The sequence below is a fragment of the Micromonospora sp. DT201 genome (genome assembly GCF_049841575.1).
Lineage (GTDB): Bacteria > Actinomycetota > Actinomycetes > Mycobacteriales > Micromonosporaceae > Micromonospora.
Genome location: NZ_JBNCKP010000019.1, coordinates 23825 through 42669 on the forward strand (window position 1 = coordinate 23825; position 18845 = coordinate 42669).

At 69.3% G+C, this 18845-nt stretch carries 20 protein-coding genes and 4 pseudogenes; 12 read left to right on the plus strand and 12 right to left on the minus strand.

Features of this window, described 5'->3' with window-relative positions; all coding sequences use genetic code 11:
• Nucleotides 1–28 precede the first annotated feature (28 nt).
• From ACLQ28_RS26150 to ACLQ28_RS26180, 7 genes are all read right to left on the minus strand, one after another.
• On the minus strand, nt 29–1021 hold the full coding sequence (locus ACLQ28_RS26150) for a hypothetical protein (protein WP_425688918.1): 993 nt from the start codon (nt 1019–1021) through the stop codon (nt 29–31).
• Between the two features lie 309 nt (nt 1022–1330).
• A complete protein-coding gene (locus ACLQ28_RS26155; protein ID WP_425688919.1) occupies nt 1331–1780 on the minus strand; it encodes a hypothetical protein in 450 nt (149 codons plus the stop codon).
• A gap of 169 nt (nt 1781–1949) precedes the next feature.
• Entirely contained in the window at nt 1950–2798 is an 849-nt protein-coding gene (locus ACLQ28_RS26160; protein WP_425688920.1) for an ATP-grasp domain-containing protein, read from the minus strand.
• Nucleotides 2799–2816: 18 nt separating this feature from the next.
• Nucleotides 2817–3473, minus strand: a complete 657-nt coding sequence (locus tag ACLQ28_RS26165) for a hypothetical protein (protein WP_425688921.1) — start codon at nt 3471–3473, stop codon at nt 2817–2819.
• Between the two features lie 154 nt (nt 3474–3627).
• Nucleotides 3628–4578: an alpha/beta hydrolase gene (locus tag ACLQ28_RS26170; protein ID WP_425688922.1), complete on the minus strand. Its 951-nt coding sequence runs from the start codon at nt 4576–4578 to the stop codon at nt 3628–3630.
• A gap of 101 nt (nt 4579–4679) precedes the next feature.
• On the minus strand, nt 4680–5141 hold the full coding sequence (locus ACLQ28_RS26175; protein WP_425688923.1) for a cupin domain-containing protein: 462 nt from the start codon (nt 5139–5141) through the stop codon (nt 4680–4682).
• Nucleotides 5142–5173: 32 nt separating this feature from the next.
• Nucleotides 5174–5776 (minus strand): TetR/AcrR family transcriptional regulator, encoded by a 603-nt coding sequence (locus ACLQ28_RS26180; RefSeq protein ID WP_425688924.1) that lies wholly within the window; start codon nt 5774–5776, stop codon nt 5174–5176.
• Between the two features lie 235 nt (nt 5777–6011).
• Here ACLQ28_RS26180 and ACLQ28_RS26185 point away from each other — a divergent pair, with 235 nt between their 5' ends.
• Nucleotides 6012–6137 (plus strand): hypothetical protein, encoded by a 126-nt coding sequence (locus ACLQ28_RS26185; RefSeq protein WP_425688925.1) that lies wholly within the window; start codon nt 6012–6014, stop codon nt 6135–6137.
• A 471-nt stretch (nt 6138–6608) separates the two neighbouring features.
• Nucleotides 6609–6728, plus strand: a pseudogene (locus ACLQ28_RS26190) (IS5/IS1182 family transposase); the annotation flags it as partial.
• On the opposite strand, the pseudogene ACLQ28_RS26195 reads toward ACLQ28_RS26190, so the two are convergent.
• A pseudogene (locus ACLQ28_RS26195) lies at nt 6723–6848 on the minus strand (IS5/IS1182 family transposase); the annotation flags it as partial. The pseudogenes ACLQ28_RS26190 and ACLQ28_RS26195 overlap by 6 nt on opposite strands.
• Before the next feature lie 109 nt (nt 6849–6957).
• On the opposite strand from ACLQ28_RS26195, the gene ACLQ28_RS26200 reads away from it, so the two are divergent.
• The 4 genes and pseudogenes from ACLQ28_RS26200 (at nt 6958) to ACLQ28_RS26215 (ending at nt 8870) form a co-directional block, all read left to right on the plus strand.
• On the plus strand, nt 6958–7542 hold the full coding sequence (locus tag ACLQ28_RS26200; RefSeq protein WP_425688926.1) for a TIGR03086 family metal-binding protein: 585 nt from the start codon (nt 6958–6960) through the stop codon (nt 7540–7542).
• A 23-nt stretch (nt 7543–7565) separates the two neighbouring features.
• A pseudogene (locus ACLQ28_RS26205) lies at nt 7566–7817 on the plus strand (nitronate monooxygenase); the annotation flags it as partial.
• Nucleotides 7818–7944: 127 nt separating this feature from the next.
• A pseudogene (locus tag ACLQ28_RS26210) lies at nt 7945–8214 on the plus strand (nitronate monooxygenase); the annotation flags it as partial.
• 323 nt (nt 8215–8537) lie between these two features.
• Complete coding sequence (locus ACLQ28_RS26215; RefSeq protein ID WP_425689018.1) at nt 8538–8870, plus strand: hypothetical protein; 333 nt, start codon at nt 8538–8540, stop codon at nt 8868–8870.
• Nucleotides 8871–8970: 100 nt separating this feature from the next.
• On the opposite strand, the gene ACLQ28_RS26220 is transcribed toward ACLQ28_RS26215, so the two are convergent.
• Together ACLQ28_RS26220 and ACLQ28_RS26225 are read right to left on the minus strand one after the other, a co-directional pair.
• Nucleotides 8971–9738: an IclR family transcriptional regulator gene (locus ACLQ28_RS26220; RefSeq protein WP_425688927.1), complete on the minus strand. Its 768-nt coding sequence runs from the start codon at nt 9736–9738 to the stop codon at nt 8971–8973.
• A 5-nt stretch (nt 9739–9743) separates the two neighbouring features.
• Nucleotides 9744–11234 carry an APC family permease gene (locus tag ACLQ28_RS26225; RefSeq protein WP_425688928.1) on the minus strand — a complete coding sequence of 497 codons (1491 nt, stop codon included), beginning with the start codon at nt 11232–11234 and terminating at the stop codon, nt 9744–9746.
• 312 nt (nt 11235–11546) lie between these two features.
• Here ACLQ28_RS26225 and ACLQ28_RS26230 point away from each other — a divergent pair, with 312 nt between their 5' ends.
• From ACLQ28_RS26230 to ACLQ28_RS26255, 6 genes are all read left to right on the plus strand, one after another.
• Complete coding sequence (locus tag ACLQ28_RS26230; protein WP_425688929.1) at nt 11547–12362, plus strand: hypothetical protein; 816 nt, start codon at nt 11547–11549, stop codon at nt 12360–12362.
• A gap of 18 nt (nt 12363–12380) precedes the next feature.
• Nucleotides 12381–13640 (plus strand): primary-amine oxidase, encoded by a 1260-nt coding sequence (locus tag ACLQ28_RS26235; protein ID WP_425688930.1) that lies wholly within the window; start codon nt 12381–12383, stop codon nt 13638–13640.
• Nucleotides 13641–13773: 133 nt separating this feature from the next.
• Nucleotides 13774–14490, plus strand: coding sequence for a DUF305 domain-containing protein (locus ACLQ28_RS26240; protein WP_425688931.1), 717 nt, complete (start codon nt 13774–13776; stop codon nt 14488–14490).
• Between the two features lie 540 nt (nt 14491–15030).
• Nucleotides 15031–15963, plus strand: a complete 933-nt coding sequence (locus ACLQ28_RS26245) for an ABC transporter ATP-binding protein (RefSeq protein WP_425688932.1) — start codon at nt 15031–15033, stop codon at nt 15961–15963.
• Nucleotides 15960–16763: an ABC transporter permease gene (locus ACLQ28_RS26250; RefSeq protein WP_425688933.1), complete on the plus strand. Its 804-nt coding sequence runs from the start codon at nt 15960–15962 to the stop codon at nt 16761–16763. The genes ACLQ28_RS26245 and ACLQ28_RS26250 overlap by 4 nt, the downstream gene beginning before the upstream one ends.
• Nucleotides 16764–16848: 85 nt before the next feature.
• Nucleotides 16849–17070 carry a response regulator gene (locus tag ACLQ28_RS26255; protein ID WP_425688934.1) on the plus strand — a complete coding sequence of 74 codons (222 nt, stop codon included), beginning with the start codon at nt 16849–16851 and terminating at the stop codon, nt 17068–17070.
• A 648-nt stretch (nt 17071–17718) separates the two neighbouring features.
• Here ACLQ28_RS26255 and ACLQ28_RS26260 read toward each other — a convergent pair.
• Both ACLQ28_RS26260 and ACLQ28_RS26265 read right to left on the minus strand, forming a co-directional pair.
• Nucleotides 17719–18150: a transposase family protein gene (locus tag ACLQ28_RS26260; protein ID WP_425689013.1), complete on the minus strand. Its 432-nt coding sequence runs from the start codon at nt 18148–18150 to the stop codon at nt 17719–17721.
• Nucleotides 18151–18180: 30 nt separating this feature from the next.
• Nucleotides 18181–18699 carry a GNAT family N-acetyltransferase gene (locus tag ACLQ28_RS26265; RefSeq protein WP_425688935.1) on the minus strand — a complete coding sequence of 173 codons (519 nt, stop codon included), beginning with the start codon at nt 18697–18699 and terminating at the stop codon, nt 18181–18183.
• Between the last annotated feature and the right edge of the window lie 146 nt (nt 18700–18845).

Below are 18845 nucleotides of genomic sequence, written 5' to 3' on the forward strand. Positions count from 1 at the left end.
GAGGTCGACGTTGGGTTGGCTCGGGCGACTACTTGCTGAGCAGCTCGATGAGCGCGGTGTCGGCTTGGACAAGGATCGGCGGGCCGTACAGCGGTGTGGCCAGGACCCGTCGGCAGTGGTCGAGTTCGACGTAGACCACGTCGCCCGTGATCGTGGCGTCGTGGAGGGCAGCGAATCGGTCTGCGGCGTCTGAGCACTGCTCTGCTGGGCGTAGCGCGGTCAGTGTCCGTTCGATGGCCGCGCGTCGGTGCTGTGGCAGGAGTAGCCCGTACTCGAAGGTCCCGGCTGGTTGGGGCGTGTCCTGTTGCTGTGTCGGCACCCGGTAGACGCACAGACGCACCTGGGACGGGAGTGACACCCGGCCCGGCCGTGGGAGGAGCCTTGGGTCCCTGGTCTCGGTGGCCATCACATCTGACCAATCCTGGTTGCATCCGGAGGCGGCTGCTCCGGCTGACACGATTTCCCGGACGACCTTTTCCGACACGGTGGTCAGGCGCAGGGCTCGCACGGCCTCGGGGACCTCGGGGCGCGGCTTGCGGCAGCTGTCCGTCGGTAGTCCCGGGCGGATCCATCGGCCTTGTGCGTCGAGTAACAGCAGGTTCGGCACCCAGGGCATCTCCAGGGTGCAGGCTTCGACGGTGGTCGTGTCATCGGGTAGGCGCAGTGCGGCAAGAAGCGTTGTCACGTCGGTGGCTCGACCCTCGGTGAGGACCAGGTCCTCACCGCCGTCAGCGCGTCGCTTCGGCTCGAGCTGGCAATGGACTGCGGCCGTCACCGCGAAGTCGGTTCCCAGGCGGGGCAGGGCGAGGGCGGCGAGCGTGCGTCCCTCGTCTTGTACTGGGGCGTCGACCGCGCAGGAGGTCCACGCGGATCGGATGGTCGGCGTGCCGGTCACCGCAGCGGATCGCTGCGACTCCCGCCCGTGGGTGGTGGGTGCCTCGGCCGCCCTGGGCGCACCCGTACACGCGGCCAGTCCGGCCAGGGCCACCACCACGACGAGCCCTCTGACGACTACTCGCATATCGCTCCTTCGCGACCGAATGCACGCAATCTGTGCACCTCTGAGACGATGCCGGCTGCGAGGTGGTTCCCGGTCAGCGCCCGGGATTTAGTCGAGCGGCGGCGGCAACTCGTGTATGCGTTAGCCGAAGCCAAGGTTTGGCCGGCAAGCATCTAGTGCGACGCAACTGTCAAGCATGTCTCGCGAAACGACACGCCGGCCTGCCGGCATTGCCGGGCCTCACCTGATGCGCGAGGGGTAGCTGTCGATTGATCTGTGGCACGTCCGGCTAGACGATCTTTGACTGTTCGCGCGTCAGGCTGTTGGTGTTCAGTCCCAGAAGTTGAACAGTAGTTCGCCGAGGGTGTTCGGCTTCCAGTAGCTGATTTGGTCCTGCTCGCCGGGGTCGAGGGCGCTTAGGTCGATCTGAGCCAGCGGAGTGTGTAACTGGTCGAGGGTGAGGACCTGGGCGTCGGTCAGGTTGGTGATGGCGGCGGCGAGGCCGGGGTTCTCGATGAAGGTGATGTTGCTGTCACCGGGTGCCCGGGGTGAGGCGAAGGCAACGATCGGCAGGGCGGTGTGCCGTAGCACCGCGATGCGGTGTTGGGCGTGGGTGACGTCGATCGTGTGGAAGCTCGGCGTGATGCCGGCAGGAGTCACGCCGGTGACGGTCGCGTCGATGGTGCGTGCGGCGTGGTAACAGACCGCGGTGAAGGCGTTGAGGTCCGTTTGGTCGCCGGGTGGCGGATTGAAGCCGGTGGCTCCGGGCGACAGCTTCATGGGCGTGCTCCGTTGTCGTCGCGGTCGGTGCAGGCTATCCGACGCAGTCGTGGAGATTCGGGCTTGCGGACCTTGGACCGGGCGCCGGGCTTGGTTGTCGTGCGACGCTGCCGTCACTCGGGTCGGGTCGCCGTCGAGGCTCACCACGCTTGTCGGAGCGCCAACGCTGTCATCGGATGCCTACGCGTAGCGCAGCGATGATGTCGTGAGGGCTGATGGTGGTGGGTCGGTCGCTGACCTGGCCGTCGCCGAGTTCGATGACGCGCCAGATTCCGTCGTCGCGCCGGGCGAGGTCGATGGTGATGAAGGGTAGGTCGAGGGCGGCGACCAGTGGTGTGAGCGTGCTGAGGTCGAGGTCGGTGGGTGGGAGGTCGTTGGGGGTGTCGGGGTGCGCGCCGACGAGTGCGCAAGCGCCGTTGATCCACCAGGTGCGTACCTCGGCGGTGGTGAAGGTTTCGAAGGCGCGCAGGACGAAGCCGCCGGTGAAGTCATGTGCGCGGAGTTCCAGGAAGCGGGCGGCGACCTGCCAGGCGGTGGTGGGGTCGGTGAGGTTGGGGATGAAAGCTGCCTCGTGCCAGTGGTGTTTCATCGACTTCGTGTAGTCGCGCAGCACGGCGGCGCCGGTCCCGAGCCGGATGCGGGCCTGGTCGAACGCGGTCCGCTCCGCGCTGGTCGTCCAGGTGGAGGTCGGGGTGACCGGGGCGAGTTGGTGGTACCAGCCGGGGAATTCGTGGGCGCGGCGGTACTGGTCGCTGCTGGTACGGAGGGTCACGCCACGGGCGGCGAGGGCGTCGGCGAAAGCCGCGTACTGGTCGCTGCGGAGCATCCACCCGCGGTAGACCGCGACGCCGCCGGCGGGCACGGCCGTGATCGCGCGGTGCGGATCGTCGCGGGTCAGCGTGTCGTGGTCGACCACTGCGACGTCGATCCCGGCGGCGCGGGCCGCGTCGGCTTCGGGCGCGAAGTGGTCATCGGGCCGGCGGGGCCGTAGAGGGTCCGCGGGGACCAGCAGCATCATCCGAGCATCGTGCCCGAGTTACGACAACAGGCTCCACCTCATATTCAGGTCGGCCCGCTCACTCTGATGCTGCCCCGGCGTCTGCCGATTGTCAGGAGGGAGTGGGCACCTGCCTTCAACGAGTGCGCCGTCGTGCATGGAGCACAGCCTTGCGCAGACCCGTCTCCGCCGGCTCGCCAGTCGGTGAGTAGCTCGGCAAGCCTGGTCTTGGTCTGGCCGGTGAGGATCTCGGTGGCGTCTTCTCCGAGTGGCTTCAGGGCGTGTTGCCGTACTGCGGTGTTGTGCTGGTGCGGGGCAGATGAACACGGCGAGGATCCGGAGTGCGCGCAAGGCTTCTTCGTTTGAGATGAGGTCGAGCAGCGGTGCGCCTGCGAACGCTGCGGCCTGGATGCTGTGCCACGCCTTGTCGACGATCAAGCCGACGACGGCTTCGGAGACGTGCGGCCGGTCGGCCTGCAGTGCCGAACCCAGGATCAAAGTTCTGACCGTGATGGGGATGCTGTCGAAACCGCGTCGGGTCATCTCGATGGCCTGGACCAGCCCGATGAAGAGATCGCACCAGACGTGGTTGGTGAGGCCGAGCTTTACCTTGGTGGCGTGCGGAGTGGCGTGGTCGAGTTCAGTGACGATCTCCCGCCAGGCTCCGCGCGTCATTTCCTCCGCAAGGGCTGTCACCTGCTCGGCTGGCGTCGGGTAGGGGTCGCCGTCTTCGGGCTCCGTGCGGCCAGGCCGGAGTGGTCAGCAGGTTAGCCTTGCCGGCCGATCAGGCTCCACGATCCCCGCGACCATTCGTCTCCGGCCCAGCGCCGCACCGCCTACACAATGGGGGCTATAGCGACCGGAGCTGGCGCACCCGGCCGGCGATGGCGTGCCGGGCGGCGTCGCTCTCGTAGGCGATGACGTCGAACTCGTGGGGCGCGCCGGGGTAGAGGTGCAGTTCGACCGGGACGCCGTCGCGGCTCAGGGCGATGGCGTAGCGCAGATCCTCGTCGCGGAAGATGTCCAGCTGGCCGGCCTCGATATAGGCCGGCGGCAGCCCGGTAGCGTCGGTGATCCGGGCCGGGGCGGCCAGGGCCGGTACGTCGGTGCCACCGGCCTGTTCCCCCAGGATGGCCTGCCAGGCGGTGATGTTGTCGTCGTAGGACCAGGCCGCATACGGCGCGATGTGCGGGTCGGCGACGGTGTTCCGGTCGTCGAGCATCGGGAAGATCAGCAGCTGCCTGGCGATCGCAGGGCCGCTGCGATCGCGAGCCAGGATCGAGAGCGCGGCCGCCAGGCCCCCGCCCGCGCTGTTGCCCATGACGCCGATCCGGGCCGGGTCCACGCCCAGCTCGCCAGCGTGCGCGTGCAGCCACTGCAGCGCCGCGTAACCGTCCTCGACCGGCACGGGGAACGGGTGCTCCGGGGCCAGGCGGTACTCGACCGACAGGAACGGGACTCCGCTGCGGGACACGATGCGGCTCACCGGGCCGTCCCACATCGTGACATTGCCGAGGATCATGCCGCCGCCGTGGAAGTAGAGCACGGCCGAGCCGGGCTGGGCACCGTCCTTGGTGTACCAGCGCAGCAGCAGCTCGGCCCCGTCGGCGGTGTTCAGGTGGTAGTCGGTCGTGCGGACGTCGCCGGCTGCGGGCTCCAGGTTGTTGATCGCGGAAAGCATCCCGTTGAGCGCGGTACGACGGCCCTCGACGTCACCGGCCGGCGGCGGAGTGAGATCACCGGCGTGCTCCAAGATCGGGGCGAGGGCGGCGGCGATCTGCGGGTCCAGTGGTGAGGTCATGAGTCACGGCTTCCTGATCGAATGCTAAGCGGATGAATCCGTCCGCTTAAACATATGCTCAGCTCAAGGCTTCGCCCACGCAGAGTGATCAAGGACGCAGGTCAGCGGGGCGGACCGACGATCACGTTGCCGTACTCGGTGGCGATCGCCGGATTGGGCTTAATCTGGAAGCCAGGCGGGCGCGGGGTCGACTTGTCACGCCCGGTCGCCCGGAACATGCCCTCAATCCCGGCCGGCGTGTTGATCATCAGCAGGTCGGCCTTCTTGGACGTGATGCGGTAGCCGTGCGGGGTGCCCTTGGGCAGGAACACGACACCGCCCTCGGCCAGCTCGTACTCCTCGTCGCCGTGCCACACCAGAGCGGTGCCCTTGATCAGCATGAAGACCTCGTCCTCACGGGTGTGGGTGTGGAACGGCGGGGCCTCGCCCTCGCTGACGTCGAAGCGGCCCATCATCAGCTGACCGTCGGTGGCCTTGCCGTCGAGCAGCAGCGCGAGCGTGCCACCGTCCAGCCATTCGAGTTGTTGCTGCTGGTCGGCCTGGGCCAGGTAAAGCATGCTCATCGACGTCTCCTTATACGGATGAATTACTCCGTTTACAGTAGCGCGAGCCCGTCGTCGTGCGGTGCGAGGCCGGCGAGATAGATGCCGGCGGCCCGGCGGGCGTGCCGGTCCCAGTCGGTGACCCCCGGCAGTGGCTGAGCCACCATCGTCGCCATCAGGATCAGGTCGACAGGGCGAACGCCCGCACGGATCGTGCCGTCCGCGCCGCCGCGGGCCAGCATGGCCTCGATCGTCTGGCGCAACTCGTCCCGCAGGCCGATTGCCTCGTCGCTGATCACCGCCGGGCCGCCCCGCAACGGAAGCAGAAGCTCATCCCGGCGGTCGATCATCCGGAACAGGTAGCCCCGGACCGCGTCGATCCCGGTCACGGCCTGCGCGGCCGCCTCCCGCAGTTCGTCGACGACCAGGCGCAGCGACTGGACGACCAGGCCGTCCAGCAGCGCCGCGCGGTTCGGGAAGTGGCGGTACAAGGTGCCGATACCGACGCCAGCCTCGGCCGCCACCGTCGCGAGCGGCACCTGCAGGCCGTCACGGGCAACGACAACCATCGCCGTCGTGAGGATCCGCTGCCGGTTCTGAATGCCGTCACTGCGCTCGGCACGCAGCCTCGACCGCTGTCCTCCGTCTTCGGGCACAGCAGAAAACTACTGCTCCACTACTGACCGCCACGCAGCGGGCCGGTGCGACGCACATCGGCTAGCTCGAAGGACAGCCCCCGAGCCGCCCGCGTCGGTCAGCAGCTCCCACCGGCGTGCACCAGCGCGGCCGTCAATGCCCGCGGGCGGGTAGCAATCCCGGTAGCCCGAGGGACGCGGGTCCCGGACGGTTGCGGGCGGCTCGATCAAGCGCTGAGAGCTTGTTCTGCGCTGCGTGGAGACTGACAGTGAGGACCTCGACCTCGCCGCGCCGTCCGTTGGCCTTGGCGTCGCTGATGCGTTCAGCCAGGTTGCGGACGATCTCGACAAGGCGTTGTCTTTGACGCGGGTCAACGCGTAGCACCGGGCACCGGACGTCCCGTTGACCGAAACAGTGGTGACATCCTTGGCCTCTCGCACTGTCAACGCAACGTGACTCTTCGGCCGGTCGCCATCCTGGCCTGGCCTCACGTGTCACTGCGCGTCGTGGCCCGGATCTGCTGTGATCTCGGGTCATCGACCACGGTGACTTGCGGAGGCATGGATGGCAGAGCACGGCACGAAGGCTCGGGATGTGGCGAGGCTCGACGTGGTCAGGGTTGGCAAGGTGGAGGAGACCGGCGACCCGCTCGGCCGCAGTGGCCGCCAGTTCGTCTGGGAGCGATTGATGATGTGCCGCGGGCTCGCGGCGGTGCCTTTGCTGGTCCGGGGGACACCGGACGCCCCAGTTCTGCGGACCCGTCGGTCTGCCGACCGTTGGTTGGAGCCGCTGGCGGTCGTGCAACTGGCCGAGTGGGCCACCCTCGGCCCCGGGAAGGCGCTGCTACGCATCGCGCTCACGGCCTACCACCGCATGATCGGTCTGGACCTGCAGGACCTGTCCGTGGACGGCGCCATCACCAAGGCCCCTTGCGGCGGCGAGGTAGCTGGTCGCAGCCCTGTCGATGCGGGCTTGGTTGATCAGGCGGCGGATGACCGTGAGGGTGGCGGCGAGGTAGAGGTAGAACTCGACGATGACCTTGCGCTTGTCTGTGCAGCGGCGCAGCTTGCCGTAGCCGTTCATCCACGAGTGTAGGTTGGTTGGCGGTCGGCGCTGGTGGCGGGAGCACGGCCAGCTCGACGACTGACCGGGGCGGGTAGGGCGGCAGATAGATCAGCGGGAAGCGGAAAGAGGGTTTGTGGTGGACATCCAGGAGCTGAACCGCCGGGCGGTGCGGCAGAGCGTGGAGATCGTCTCCAGTGCGCGGGAGGAACAGTGGGAGCTGCCCACCCCGTGCGCGCAGTGGAGTCTGCGGCAGTTGCTGGCCCACATGACCGCCCAGAACAACGGCTTCGCGGCGGCGGCCGACGGCGAGACCGAGGACGATTCGGTCTGGCGGGAGCAGCCGGCGGCCGACCCGGGCGGTGACTACATCCGGTCGGCGGAACGGGTGATCGGCGCGTTCGACGGACCGGACGTCATGCGCCGAGAGTTCTGGCTGCCGGAGATCCGGCGGGTCGGCGCCTTCCCGGCCCGGATGGCGATCAGCTTCCACTTCCTCGACTACGTGGTGCACGGGTGGGATGTGGGCGCCGCGCTCGGTGCGCCGCCGAAGTTCGACGACGACATCGTCGAGGCGGCGTTGGAGGTCACCCGACGGGCGGTACCCGTCGGTGCGTCCCGCAGCCTGCCGGGTTCGTCGTTCGCGCCGCCGCTGCCGGCAGAGGGCTCGGACCAGGACCGTCTGCTGCGGCTGCTCGGTCGGTCCCCGGCCTGGCCGGCCTGACCGTGGGCGCGTCCACCCGGGACGTGCTCGGGCGGATCAGACACCCGATCGTCGCGGCGCCGATGGCCGGTGGCGCCTCGACCCCCGCGTTGGTCGGTGAGGTTTCGGTGGCCGGCGGCCTGGGTTTTCTGGCCGCCGGTTCCCGGTCTCCGGCCGACCTGCGGGCCGACCTGGTGCAGGTGCGGGCGCGGACCGGGGCGTTGTTCGGCGTCAACGTGTTCGTGCCCGCGACGTCGGCCACCGATCCGGTGGCGCTGGACTGCTACCGCCGGGCACTCGCGGGGAGGCACAGCGGTACGGCGTCACGCTCGGTGACCCGCCGGTCGGCGACACCGACGGCCGCGCAACTGGGCACGGCGTTCCTGCTACCCCGGAGAGCGGCGCCCATCCCGGCACCAGGCCGCCCTGGTGGACCCCCGGTTCAGCGGCACGTCGGTGACCCTCGCGTTCTCCGGGCGACCCGCGCGTGGCCTGACCAACCGCTTCATCCGGGAGTACGGGAACACCGCCCCGTCGGCCTACCCACAGGTGCACCATCTGACCGTGCCGATCGGAAGGGCCGCCGCCGCGGCCGTCGGGTTCGACCTGGTGGTGACGGGCGAGCAGTGCACTGCAAAAGCCCTGCCCCCGGCGGTCGCGCGCCACGTACAGCCACGCCAACCAGTGATGTGACGCGTCCGACCGGTAGCCGTTCAATAGGGCACCAGTTCCCAATGGGGACGACGAACTCCACCGCTGCCGGCGCCAGCGTCCGCAGACGCGCAAAGATCAGCGCCTCCGCGGCGTCGACGTCGCCGCCGTCCTCGACACCCACTTCAGCAAGGCCGATGCGTCACCGGGCGAACTTGCGGATGGGTTCTGTGAGGTCGACGTCCCGATCCATCACAACGAGCACATCGCTGCGGCGGCGCTGCGCGCGGACCGGTAGCGTGTGCGGCCTGGTCGATCACACCGGTCGACTGTTGAAGGTCATGGCTGACTGCGGTGGCATGGGCATGACCCTCGAGCACTATCCGCCGGCGTCTCCTGTTCTCGCCGCGCACGTGGCTCGCCTCGGTCAGCAGGCGCCGGCCGTGGACAGGTATGTCAACGCCGCGGTCATCGCCGACCACCTGGTGGACAAGACTCCGCAGCGATCCGGATGCACTGACGAACAGCGAGACCACCTCGTGGGGCAGTACCTGGCCGTGCTTGATCGGCAGGACTGGTGTGACGCGGTTCGTGCCGGCCTTGATGCCGACAGCGACTTCTTTGCCTGGTTCGTCGGCAACCCTGCCGCGCGGCTGCGTCTGCGTGCGTTCGTTGATCTGACGGCTGATGATCGATGAACGGGGCTGCCGATCAGTGCCTGGTCGACGCGGTGCACACCCGCGACGAGCAGGTGGACGGTGAGCGCGGTCGTATTGACCGAGATGGGGATGGACCGAATCAGGTCGGGTCGGGCGTCAGCAGGTCGGCCAACTCATCGACACACCGGCCGATCAGCCGCAGGACCGCCCGGTCCAGCCGGCTGACCCGGTCCGGGCTGGTGCTCAAGGCCAGACCGGCGAGCAGGTCACCGGCCCGGCCGCGGACCGGGAATGCCAGACAACCCCGGTCCCGGCGCAACTCGCCGAGCTGACGGGCCGCTTGCTCGTTGCGTACCCCGGCCAGTTCCAGGTCGAGCAGGTCCGGGCGGGTGATGGTGGCCGGGGTGAGCCGGGCCAGCGCCACCGGCAACAGGTCCCGCCGCTCGGCGAGCAGCAGCTTGCCCACGGCCGAGGCGTGCAGGTGTCGGGCCAGCAGCGCCTCCGCCGAGGGCGGATGGTCCGGATCCGGGTCGACCAGCCGCAGCCGCCCGTCGCGGTAGCGGACCAGGTGCACGGCGAGGCGTACGCGGGTGCGCAGGGCGGTCACCGCCTCCGGCACCCCGGGCGGCAACGCTTCCCGGGCGGCGGCGCCGGCCAACTCGATCACCTTCCGGCCGAGCGCGAACCCGCGCAGGTCGGCGAGCCGGACCAGGTACTCCTCCGCGACCAACAGGTTCACCAGCCGGTAGGTGGTGGCGGGTGGTAGGCCCAGCGCGGTGGAGATCTCCTTCGCGGTCACCCCGGGACCTGCCCGTGCGACCTCCTCCAGCACGGTCAGCGCGGAGACCACGGCGGCCGGTTGGCGTCCCGCCAACTCGGCCGGTGGGTGCCGGGGCGGCTTGGTCATCGGCCCTAGCCCCGGCCGACCGGCGAGGCGCCGGGCAGGATGTCCTCGATGGTGGCTTCGTCGAAGAAGCCGACGGCGACGTCGGGCACCCGCCGGCGTACCCGACCGAACCAGAGCAGGCCGAGCGCGAGCAGACCGGCGAAAACGGCGACCAGCACGGCTCTGCCGTTCCGTACGGTTTCCACCCAAAAGCCGGTGAAGACGGCTGCGAGCAGCACCGCACCGAGCAGTCCGGCGACGCTCGCCCCCCGGGTGTGCTCACCGATCCGGCGCAGGAACACCGGCATGGCCAGGCAGACCAGCACGTACGTGAGCAGGAAACCCTGGGTGGCGAGGACGGACAGCGCGTTCGAGATGGACCGGATCGGTAGACCGGCCAGCCAGAGCGCGCCGGGCGTGAGCACGGCGGCCGGGATCACCGTCACGGCGGCGACGTACGGCGTCCGGTAGCGCGGGTGGGTACGCCCGAAGACCGGCGGCGTGACCTGCTCGCGGCCCATCGAGAAGAGCACCCGGACGCCCGCGTTCGCCGACGCCATCGCGCATGCGAACAGCGACGAGACCAGCCCAAGCTGCAGCAGGATCGGCAGCAGCGGCGTGACCTCCGCGACTGCACGCCCGGCCAGCGCTGAACCGTCCACCGCGGACCCGCCCTGGTGTCGACTGAAACCGTAGATGTGCAGGCCGGCGGCGGCCACCATGAGCGCACCGCAGACGGCCGGGGTCCAGAGCATCACCCGGGGAACAACCGCGTACGGCCGCCGGGCCTCGACGCTCAGCGCGCAACCGCTCTCGAAACCGACCAACCCGGTGATCGCGATCATCAGCGCGCCGGTGACCGCGCTGGCGGTCAGGTCCGGTGCGGCCAGGGTGTCGTCGATGCCCACCCCCGCGTAGGCGGTGACCGCGAGCGCCGTGAGTACCACGCAGACCGAGGCGGCCTCCAGGGTGAGCGTCACCATCGCCGAGACCTGGATGCCGCGTACCACGCAGGTGGCCAGGATCGTGCCGAGCAGCACCGTCAGCAGCAACACCGTCCGCTCCTGCTCGGCGGCGGAGAGCAGACCGGCGTCGGCAAGCAGCATCGCCAGCCGCCGGGAGGCCCCCAGCAGGCACATTCCGACCAGCGACAGGTACGCCAGCAGCATCGTACACCCGGTGAGGAACGCCGTACGGGGCGACAGTCCCTTGGCGACGAAGGTGTAGAGCGAACCGGCCGCCGCCATCCGCCGGGCGAACTGGGCGACACAGGATCCGACCAGCACCATGGCGAGCGTGGCGAGCAGATACACCGGGACTGCCGCCGCACCGAGCCAGGCGACCATCGCGCTGGCCGCCATCATGCCCGGTGAGGGGGCGATGATCGCCACGGCCTGGGCGGCCACCGGCAGCGCCGACAGGCGGCGCCGGGCCAGCTCGGTGCCCGACGGCGGCGGGCCGAGCGGGCGGGCCGGGCGGGCCAGCGCGTCGGCAATTGCGTCGTCGAGAGCGCTCACCGTATCCCCGTTCAGATGCCGGTGGGCCCGGCCGCCCCCGCAGAGATCTTGAAAATAGATACCAATCGTTTCCTCGCTGTTACCGGGCTGTACCGGCCTGCGCGGATCGAACGAGAAAGGGCCAGCCCTGATCGCGTTCACCAGGCCGCGACATATTCCCGGGAATTGATGGACCCGCAACCCGTACCCGGCTTGCTCCCCGCAGGGTGAACGACGTACCGGATCGGCGATCGCCCGGTCACGGAGGCCGGCCTCGACGCGGAGCCCGACCCCGGCGCAGCAGATCGAAACCACACTTCCGCAGGAGTGTCTATGCAGCGTGTTGAACCCACGGATCCGGCGACGCCCGGATCGCCCTGGCGAGACCGAGCGCAACGCCTCAGATGGGGCCTGGGCATCGCCGTCACCACCGCGGTGGTGGCCACCACCACCGCCGTCTCTCTCAGCGCCGCCGCGACTGCACCGACTTCCGCACCGGCAACCGCCGGGCCGGCGGCCGGACAGACCCGGGTCGAGACGGACAGCGGCCCAGTCACCATCGACGACCCCACCCCGGGACCGGCACCGGCGAAGGGCACCGGTCGCGATCCCATCACCCCGGACGAACGCGCCGCCGCCCGCGAGGTCGCCGCCGGCGCGCTGGCCGCCGGCACCGGTGTGACCGGCGCGGCAGGTCCGGAATACCTATCCACCGAACTGGTCGACGAGCGCTCCGACGGCGCCCGACGGGCCGCCTTCTACTTCTACAACTACACCGACAACACACTGGTCAAGCAGGTGGTCAACCTGAAGACCGGCAAGCTGGAGAACAGTTTCGCCGCACCGGGAATCCAACCCCCGGCGAGCGTTCGGGAAAGCACCGAGGCCTTCCGCCTCTTCCTGGCCAGCGACCTGAGTGCCGACTTCAAGTCGCGGTATCGCAAGGCCACCGGCGCCGACATCACCGTCGTCACGCAGGTCCTGCTCAGTACGCCCAGCTACGTCGCCGCACCGGCCGACCAGGGCGCGCAGCAGTGCGGCACGCACCGCTGCCTGCAACTCGTGCCCCAGGTGCCTGGTGGCGTGTTCATCGACATCTCCGACATCGTCGTCGACCTCTCCGGGCGCGTCGTCGCCCGCCTGAAGTAAGTGGAGGGCTCTTTCCCGATGCGAAACAGGAAGCTGACGGCGCTGCTCGGCGCCGCGACCACGGTCACCCTGCTCGGCGCACTCGCCGCGGCGGTACCGGCGACAGCGGCCGACGAACGCTGGACGTACTGCGACGCCGACGCGATGGTCAAGCAGGAGCTGCCGAACGGTTCGCTGTGGCAGCTCTGCTGGCGGATGGACGACCGCACCGGCATGGTGCTGGAACGAGTGGCCTACCAGGGCAAGCGGGACGCCAACCCGATCACGGTGCTCAACCAGGTCACCATCGCCCAGCTCAACGTCCCGTACGACTCGGGCGCGAACGAGTGGAACGACATCACCTCGTACGGGTTCGGTGGGCGTTACCTGCAGCAGATGTCCGCGGTGGACTGCAAGGGCGGCTCCCGCCGAGGCGTCTGGACCGAGGACGGCCAGTCCGAGACCAAGGTGATGTGCGTGAAGGTCGAGGACACCGGGCTGGCGTACCGGTTGCAGGGCGAAACGCCCGAGCAACCGATCGCCAAGCAGGGCCAGGACGTGGTCCTGCGGACCATCGCGAAGGTCGGCTGGTACGAGTACATCACCGAGTACCGGTTGCAGGACGACGGTGCGATCGCGGTCCGGCTCGGTGCGACCGGCGACCTGGCGCCCCGCGACTACACGACCGTCGACGACGGTTGGCCGCTCGGTGCGGGGCAGACCGACTTCGCCACCAACCACTACCACAGCGCCTTCTGGAAGGTCGATTTCAACATCGGCGGACGGGGCCAGGAGAAGGTCGAGCAGTACGACACCGCACCGACCGGTGAGGCCGGCGCCCGCGCGGCGATCTACCGCACCACCAAGTCCGCCGTCGCCACCGAGGCCCCGCTCAACACCGCGTTGCGCCGCTGGTGGCGGGTGGTCAGCCCGACCAGCAAAAACTCCGACGGCCACAACCGGTCGTACGAGTTGGAGCTGGGTGCCAGCGACGCGTACGAGGCGCACCCGGAGACCCAACCGGACGTCACGTTCACCCAGTACAAGCCGTGCGAGAAGTTCGCCACCTTCAACCTCGACCCTGAGTGTGCGGGCCGGGGCATCCTCGACTACTCAAACGGCGAGTCGCTGACCGACCCGGTGATGTGGGTCCGGGTCGGCTACCACCATGTGCCGCGTGACGAGGACCAGAGCCCGATGCCGGTGCACTGGCAGGGTTTCGACCTGCTGCCACGCGACTACACCGCGACGAACCCGATCGGCCCGGCGTCCCGCCTGGACGTCAACGGCCAGCCGTGAGCATGCCCGCAACCGAGTGACCCGGTGGTCCCGCTCGCGCTGGTTCGCGTGGGCGGGACCACCGGCCGCCCCGCCGAGGTCGCTGGCAAAGCCATCGGGACGAGCTTCGAACCGAGCAGACTGTGGAGGAAGCATGCGCAAGGCAACCGGAATGCTGGTCCTCGCCCTGGCTGGTCTGGTCATGATGGGCGGCGGTTGTGGTCGGGGCGCGGATCCGGAGCGAGTCGCGCCAGCTCCGGCGGCGGTGGCGCTGCCCGATCCGTCGGTGTCCCGGTCCGGCCCGTCTGCGCCCGCGTCCAGCCCGGCGCTGGCTCCGTCCGACGCGGCGGCGGCCGACGGTTCTCTGGGAGGTGCCGGAGGCGAGGCACCGGCGAACCCGCCCAACGGGGTGGATCTGCTCTTCGCCCGGATGATGATCCCGCACCACGCGCAGGCCGTGCGAATGAGCCGGAACCTGCTGACCAAGTCCGGGGTGTCGCCGAGGGTGGTCGCTATCGCCGAGTTCATTGCCCGCGACCAGCAGCGTGAAGTCGATGAGATGAACGCCTGGTTGGAAAGCTGGAACCAGCCGCGGGTCGACCCGGCCGATCCTGCCACGGCCAGGGTGCACACCGGCGAGGGACACGGCATGCTCACCGAGGCGCAGCTCGCCGAACTGACCGCGGCACCGGGACCGGCCGCCGACCGGCTCTACCTGACCCGGATGATCGAGCATCATCTCGGCGCGATCGCGATGGCGAAGGGTGCGGTCTCCGCCGGCCGGAACGCGTACGTGCGCAACCTGGCCAAACACGTCGTCAACGAGCAGGGTGCGGAGAACGAGGCCATGCGCCGGTTGATCGACGCTTGAGGCTGGCAGCCGGGGTGCGTCAGAAGCGGCGGAGTCGGAGCCAGCACTGCGACCAGGCATCGTCAGATCACGACACACCGGGTTCCTCGTGGCGGCGCTTGCCGCGGCCGGTGCCGCTGTTGTCGCGGGTCTGCTGACCCCGGCCGCCCGGCGCCCGGCAAGTTGATCATCACCCTGGCCCGACCGGCACGGATCTGCCCAGTGGCCGGGCCGGACAGCGGTTCTCCACGTCTTCCACACGACGCACGAGGCCGCGAGACTGAGACATCCGGTGCCGGGCCGGTGTCGGGAAGGGACACGACAGCGCGATGACCCCCACCACGACGACCGCGCCGCTGCCGGTGCTCGCCCGGATGCTGATCGCCGGGGCCGGCATCATGAGCACTGCGTCCGGGCGGGCCAGTCCTGGCCCGGATGACCGCGCGGGAAAGGATCACGGCCGGAGCGGGGTCAGTGCACGGGTGACCCGTGCAAACGACACGGTCGAATCATGACAGCACGGGGATCGGCATTGTGTTCCCGAATGGGCAGGCTGAAGTCATGGAAGACGTCGTCATTGAAGTGAACCAGCTGCGTCGCAGCTATGGGGAGTTCGAGGCGGTCCGGGGGGTGTCTTTGGCCATCGGCCGCGGCGAGCTGTTCGCCTTGCTGGGCACCAACGGCGCCGGCAAGACCACCACGATCGAGGCGCTCGAGGGGTTGCAGCGGCCGACCTCCGGCGAGGTGCGGGTGCTCGGCCTGGACCCGATCGCCGACCGTTCCGCGGTACGTCCGCGGACCGGCGTGATGCTCCAGCACGGCGGTTTCACCGGCGCCCTGACCGTACGCGAGACGATCGAGTCCTGGCGTGCGCTCACCGTCCGTCCGCGCACCACCCGCGACATGCTCGAGACGGTGGAGCTGGCCGACCGGGCCGACGTCGCCGTCGAGCAGCTCTCCGGCGGCGAGGGCCGGCGGCTGGAGCTGGCGCTGGCCGTGATGGGCCGGCCGGAGGTGCTCTTCCTCGACGAGCCGACCACCGGCATGGACCCGGCCTCGCGGCGCCGCACCTGGGATGTCATCCGCGAGCTGCAGGCGGGCGGGACCACCATCCTGCTCACGACGCACTATCTCGAAGAGGCGGAGGTGCTCGCCGACCGGGTGGCGATCATGCAGGGCGGGCACATTGTGTCTCGCGGGACGCCCGAGGAGGTGGTGCACACGCTGCCGGCGCGGATCACGTTCCGCTCACCGGAGGGGTCCGACCTGCCCGATCTGCCGCACGGCACGCTCTCGGTAGACGGCGACCGCGTCGCCTACGAGACCCGCGACCTGCAGGGCGACCTATCCCGGCTGCTGGACTGGGCCAAAGCCACCGGAGTGCGGCTGTACGGGCTTTCCGCGCGCCCGGCCACCCTCGAGGACGTCTTCCTGGACATCGCCGGCGAGCACGTTAACGCCGGCCACCGACCGGAACGTGAGGAAGTTCGATGAGCACCGTCACGACGGATCGGGCGGCGCGGCCGTCCTGGCAGATGCTCGCCCTGCTGCGCATGGAGTTGGTGGCGCTGCGGCGCAACTGGACCGCCACCGCCCTCTCCGTGGTCACTCCGCTGCTCATCGGGCTGCTGTTGACCAGCGGATACGGCGGCCAGACGGTCCCCGGAGTGCGCCGGGTGGTCAGCGTAACCGCGCTGATCATGGTCTTCGTGGTGCACCACCATCTGACCACCGTTTACGCTTCGCGCCGGCAGGAGAACGTGCTCAAGCGGATGCGTGTGGGTCTGCCGTCCGACCGCACTATCCTGCTCGGCACCGCCAGCAGCACCGTGCTCACCTTCCTGGCACAGACCGCCGTACTGGTGCTCTATGCCATCCTGGTGCTCGACCTGCCGGTGCCGCGACACCCGCTGGTGATCCTGTTTGCACTGCTGCTGGGCGCCGCGGTGATGGCCGCCTTCGCCGCGGTGCTGTCCGCGGTCACCCGCAGCTCTGAGGCCGCGATGCTGACCACCCTGCCGTCCATGGTGATCTTCCTGGCCACCCCCGGTGCCCTGCTGCCGCTGGGTGTGCTGCCGGCGCCGATTGAGCGGGTGCTGTGGTTCCTGCCGACCGGCCCGTTCACCGAAATGCTGCGCGTCGGGTGGCTGGCACAGACCGACGGGGGCCGGGCGCTCGGCTTCTGGGACAGTCACCTGCTCGCGCTGCCCTCGGCCGGTGTGCTGCTGGTGTGGCTGGTCATCGGCGCCTGGCTGACCCGCCGCTTCTTCCGGTGGGAGCCCCGGCACGTCTGATCCGCAGCCGGCCCATGGTGCACCATGGGAGAGGTCCAGCCGAGGTGAAGGTGCGGATGATCATGAGCGACGATGACCCCGGCCGGTGTTCTGGGTGCTGCTGGTCGACGACGAGGATCTGATCCGGGCGGGGCTCGCCGCCCTGCTCGGCTTGGCGCCCGACATCGAGGTGGTGGCTGAGGCATCCGACGGGCGTGGCGCGGTGACCGCCGCCCGCGCCCACCGGCCCGACGACGCCGTGATCGACCTGCAGTTGCCGGCCCTGAGGGGTGGGGGTTGTCGGCGGCCTCGAGCTTGCGGGCCATGATCATGCCGACGGCGAGCCGGGGCAGCGCGACCCCTCCGCCAGCCGGCGCCGCTCTTGGTTCAGGGTTTGCGGAAGGAGCCTTGGCCTTTGACGAAGACTGGCCTCAAGTTCGCTGCGTTCGTCTTGGCTGAGCTGGACGGGAACGAGGATCATGACCTGCGGTGATGCGGTCGAGGGGAGCGGCCCGGCCCTCCAGAAATGACCAAAACTGTCATCTGCTCGCCTCGCGAGGTGTGGTTCCGGGTGTCCATCTGACCGCCAGCTCAGGCGTCGCCGTCTGGCTCAACGTAGCCGTGTCTGAGTAGCGCGGCCCGGAGCTGGTCTTGCCACGTCTCTTCATCGGCGTCGAGCCATCGGTGCCAGCGTGCGCATTGCCAGTTCGGCGGCGGTTCCTCGGGGACGACACACCCGCCGAGCGCAAGGTCGCCGTCGGCAGCGGCATTTCTCGCTTCTGGGACCGGTAGGCCGAAGAGCAGTGGGACGCCCGTCGCGTGGCACTCGGGGCAGGCAGGAATCACCTCGCCACGGTACCGATCCTGCGGCGTCTACGGGCGGACCCGCGGACGGGTCGAATCAGGCGGCCGGCTGGGGGAGCGGATCGTATGAAGCCGACGTCATGTGCGGGTAAGGAACCGTCGGTTGGCCGGTCTAACGACCTCGTGCACGGTTGGCTGACGGGCGAGCGCAGCTCTTCATCTGGGGCGAGGGGCGGTTGGTAGTGCCCGGGGTCGCCGGGCGGTTGGTGTGCTGGTGATCGGACAGCAGGCCGGCGATGGCGCGGATGGTGGCGTCGAGGTGTTCGCGTCGGCCGTGGTAGCGGCCGAGGATGCGCCAGTTTTTGAGGTGTCCGATGACGTGCTCGACGCGGATGCGTTGTGAGGAGTGTCGTTTCCGGGCCGCGTCGTGTGCGGCGACCACGCTCGGTGGAAGCGAGGTGCGGCGTTTCTGCGGCTTGGGCTTGGGCGTGATCACGACTCGGCCGGTGTCGGTGCCCAGTCCCTGGTAGCCGGTGTCAGCGAGGACCCGAACGCCGAGCGGTGTGTGTAGGAGGAGGCAGCCCGGGATCTTTGTGTAGATGATCGACGATGAAGTGGGTGAGGTGGGTGCTGGTCAGCCGACTGACCGTCGGTATCGCATGAGGGTCCGCAGGACACCGTGTGTCCTGTCCTGCTTGACTGCCTTGTCCGCCAGCCAGCCGTTCGCTTCGTAGAAGCGCCGAGCCCGGTGATTTGTCTCCAGTACCCAGAGGGTCGCCTGTCGATAGCCAGCCTTGCCCAGCGCGTTGACGGACGCTGTCATGAGCAGCGCGCCGACGCCCGTGCCCCAGACGGCCGGAAGAAGGTAGATGGCCGTGATCTCGCCCACCGTGAGCGGGTCGGCGTCCTGGTCTCGTGTCGGACGCAGATCGGCGAACCCGACGATGCCATCGTCGTTGTCAGCCACCAGCGTCGCAGAGCGTGGCCAGTCCGCTTCGGCCAGAATCCGTTCCCATACCTCGCGGCGCCGGCCTGTATCCTGACTGTCCGGATCGCTCTGGGGCAACAGTCCTTGATACGCCGCCCGCGATGAGGTCACCTGTACCACGGCAATCGCCAGCGCGTCGGTGACATCGGCACGACGGACCCGCATGACTGCCATCCTGTCGGACCCGCCCCGCCGAGCCAACTGGTTACCAGACCCGCCTCGGCAACGACCAGCCTCCCGCGATGAGCGCTGGTTGATCAGCTGGCCAGCGTGTCTGCGGGCGTGGGGACGGCCGCCACGTGATCATGGTC

Bases quoted from the DNA above. Each gene is read 5' to 3' on its own strand.
- ACLQ28_RS26150 (WP_425688918.1), bottom strand. From the start codon at position 1,021: ATGCGAGTAGTCGTCAGAGGGCTCGTCGTGGTGGTGGCCCTGGCCGGA.
- ACLQ28_RS26155 (WP_425688919.1), bottom strand. From the start codon at position 1,780: ATGAAGCTGTCGCCCGGAGCCACCGGCTTCAATCCGCCACCCGGCGAC.
- ACLQ28_RS26160 (WP_425688920.1), bottom strand. From the start codon at position 2,798: ATGATGCTGCTGGTCCCCGCGGACCCTCTACGGCCCCGCCGGCCCGAT.
- ACLQ28_RS26170 (WP_425688922.1), bottom strand. From the start codon at position 4,578: ATGACCTCACCACTGGACCCGCAGATCGCCGCCGCCCTCGCCCCGATC.
- ACLQ28_RS26175 (WP_425688923.1), bottom strand. From the start codon at position 5,141: ATGAGCATGCTTTACCTGGCCCAGGCCGACCAGCAGCAACAACTCGAA.
- ACLQ28_RS26215 (WP_425689018.1), top strand. From the start codon at position 8,538: ATGACCCTCGAGCACTATCCGCCGGCGTCTCCTGTTCTCGCCGCGCAC.
- ACLQ28_RS26220 (WP_425688927.1), bottom strand. From the start codon at position 9,738: ATGACCAAGCCGCCCCGGCACCCACCGGCCGAGTTGGCGGGACGCCAA.
- ACLQ28_RS26230 (WP_425688929.1), top strand. From the start codon at position 11,547: ATGCAGCGTGTTGAACCCACGGATCCGGCGACGCCCGGATCGCCCTGG.
- ACLQ28_RS26235 (WP_425688930.1), top strand. From the start codon at position 12,381: ATGCGAAACAGGAAGCTGACGGCGCTGCTCGGCGCCGCGACCACGGTC.
- ACLQ28_RS26240 (WP_425688931.1), top strand. From the start codon at position 13,774: ATGCGCAAGGCAACCGGAATGCTGGTCCTCGCCCTGGCTGGTCTGGTC.
- ACLQ28_RS26245 (WP_425688932.1), top strand. From the start codon at position 15,031: ATGGAAGACGTCGTCATTGAAGTGAACCAGCTGCGTCGCAGCTATGGG.
- ACLQ28_RS26250 (WP_425688933.1), top strand. From the start codon at position 15,960: ATGAGCACCGTCACGACGGATCGGGCGGCGCGGCCGTCCTGGCAGATG.
- ACLQ28_RS26265 (WP_425688935.1), bottom strand. From the start codon at position 18,699: ATGCGGGTCCGTCGTGCCGATGTCACCGACGCGCTGGCGATTGCCGTG.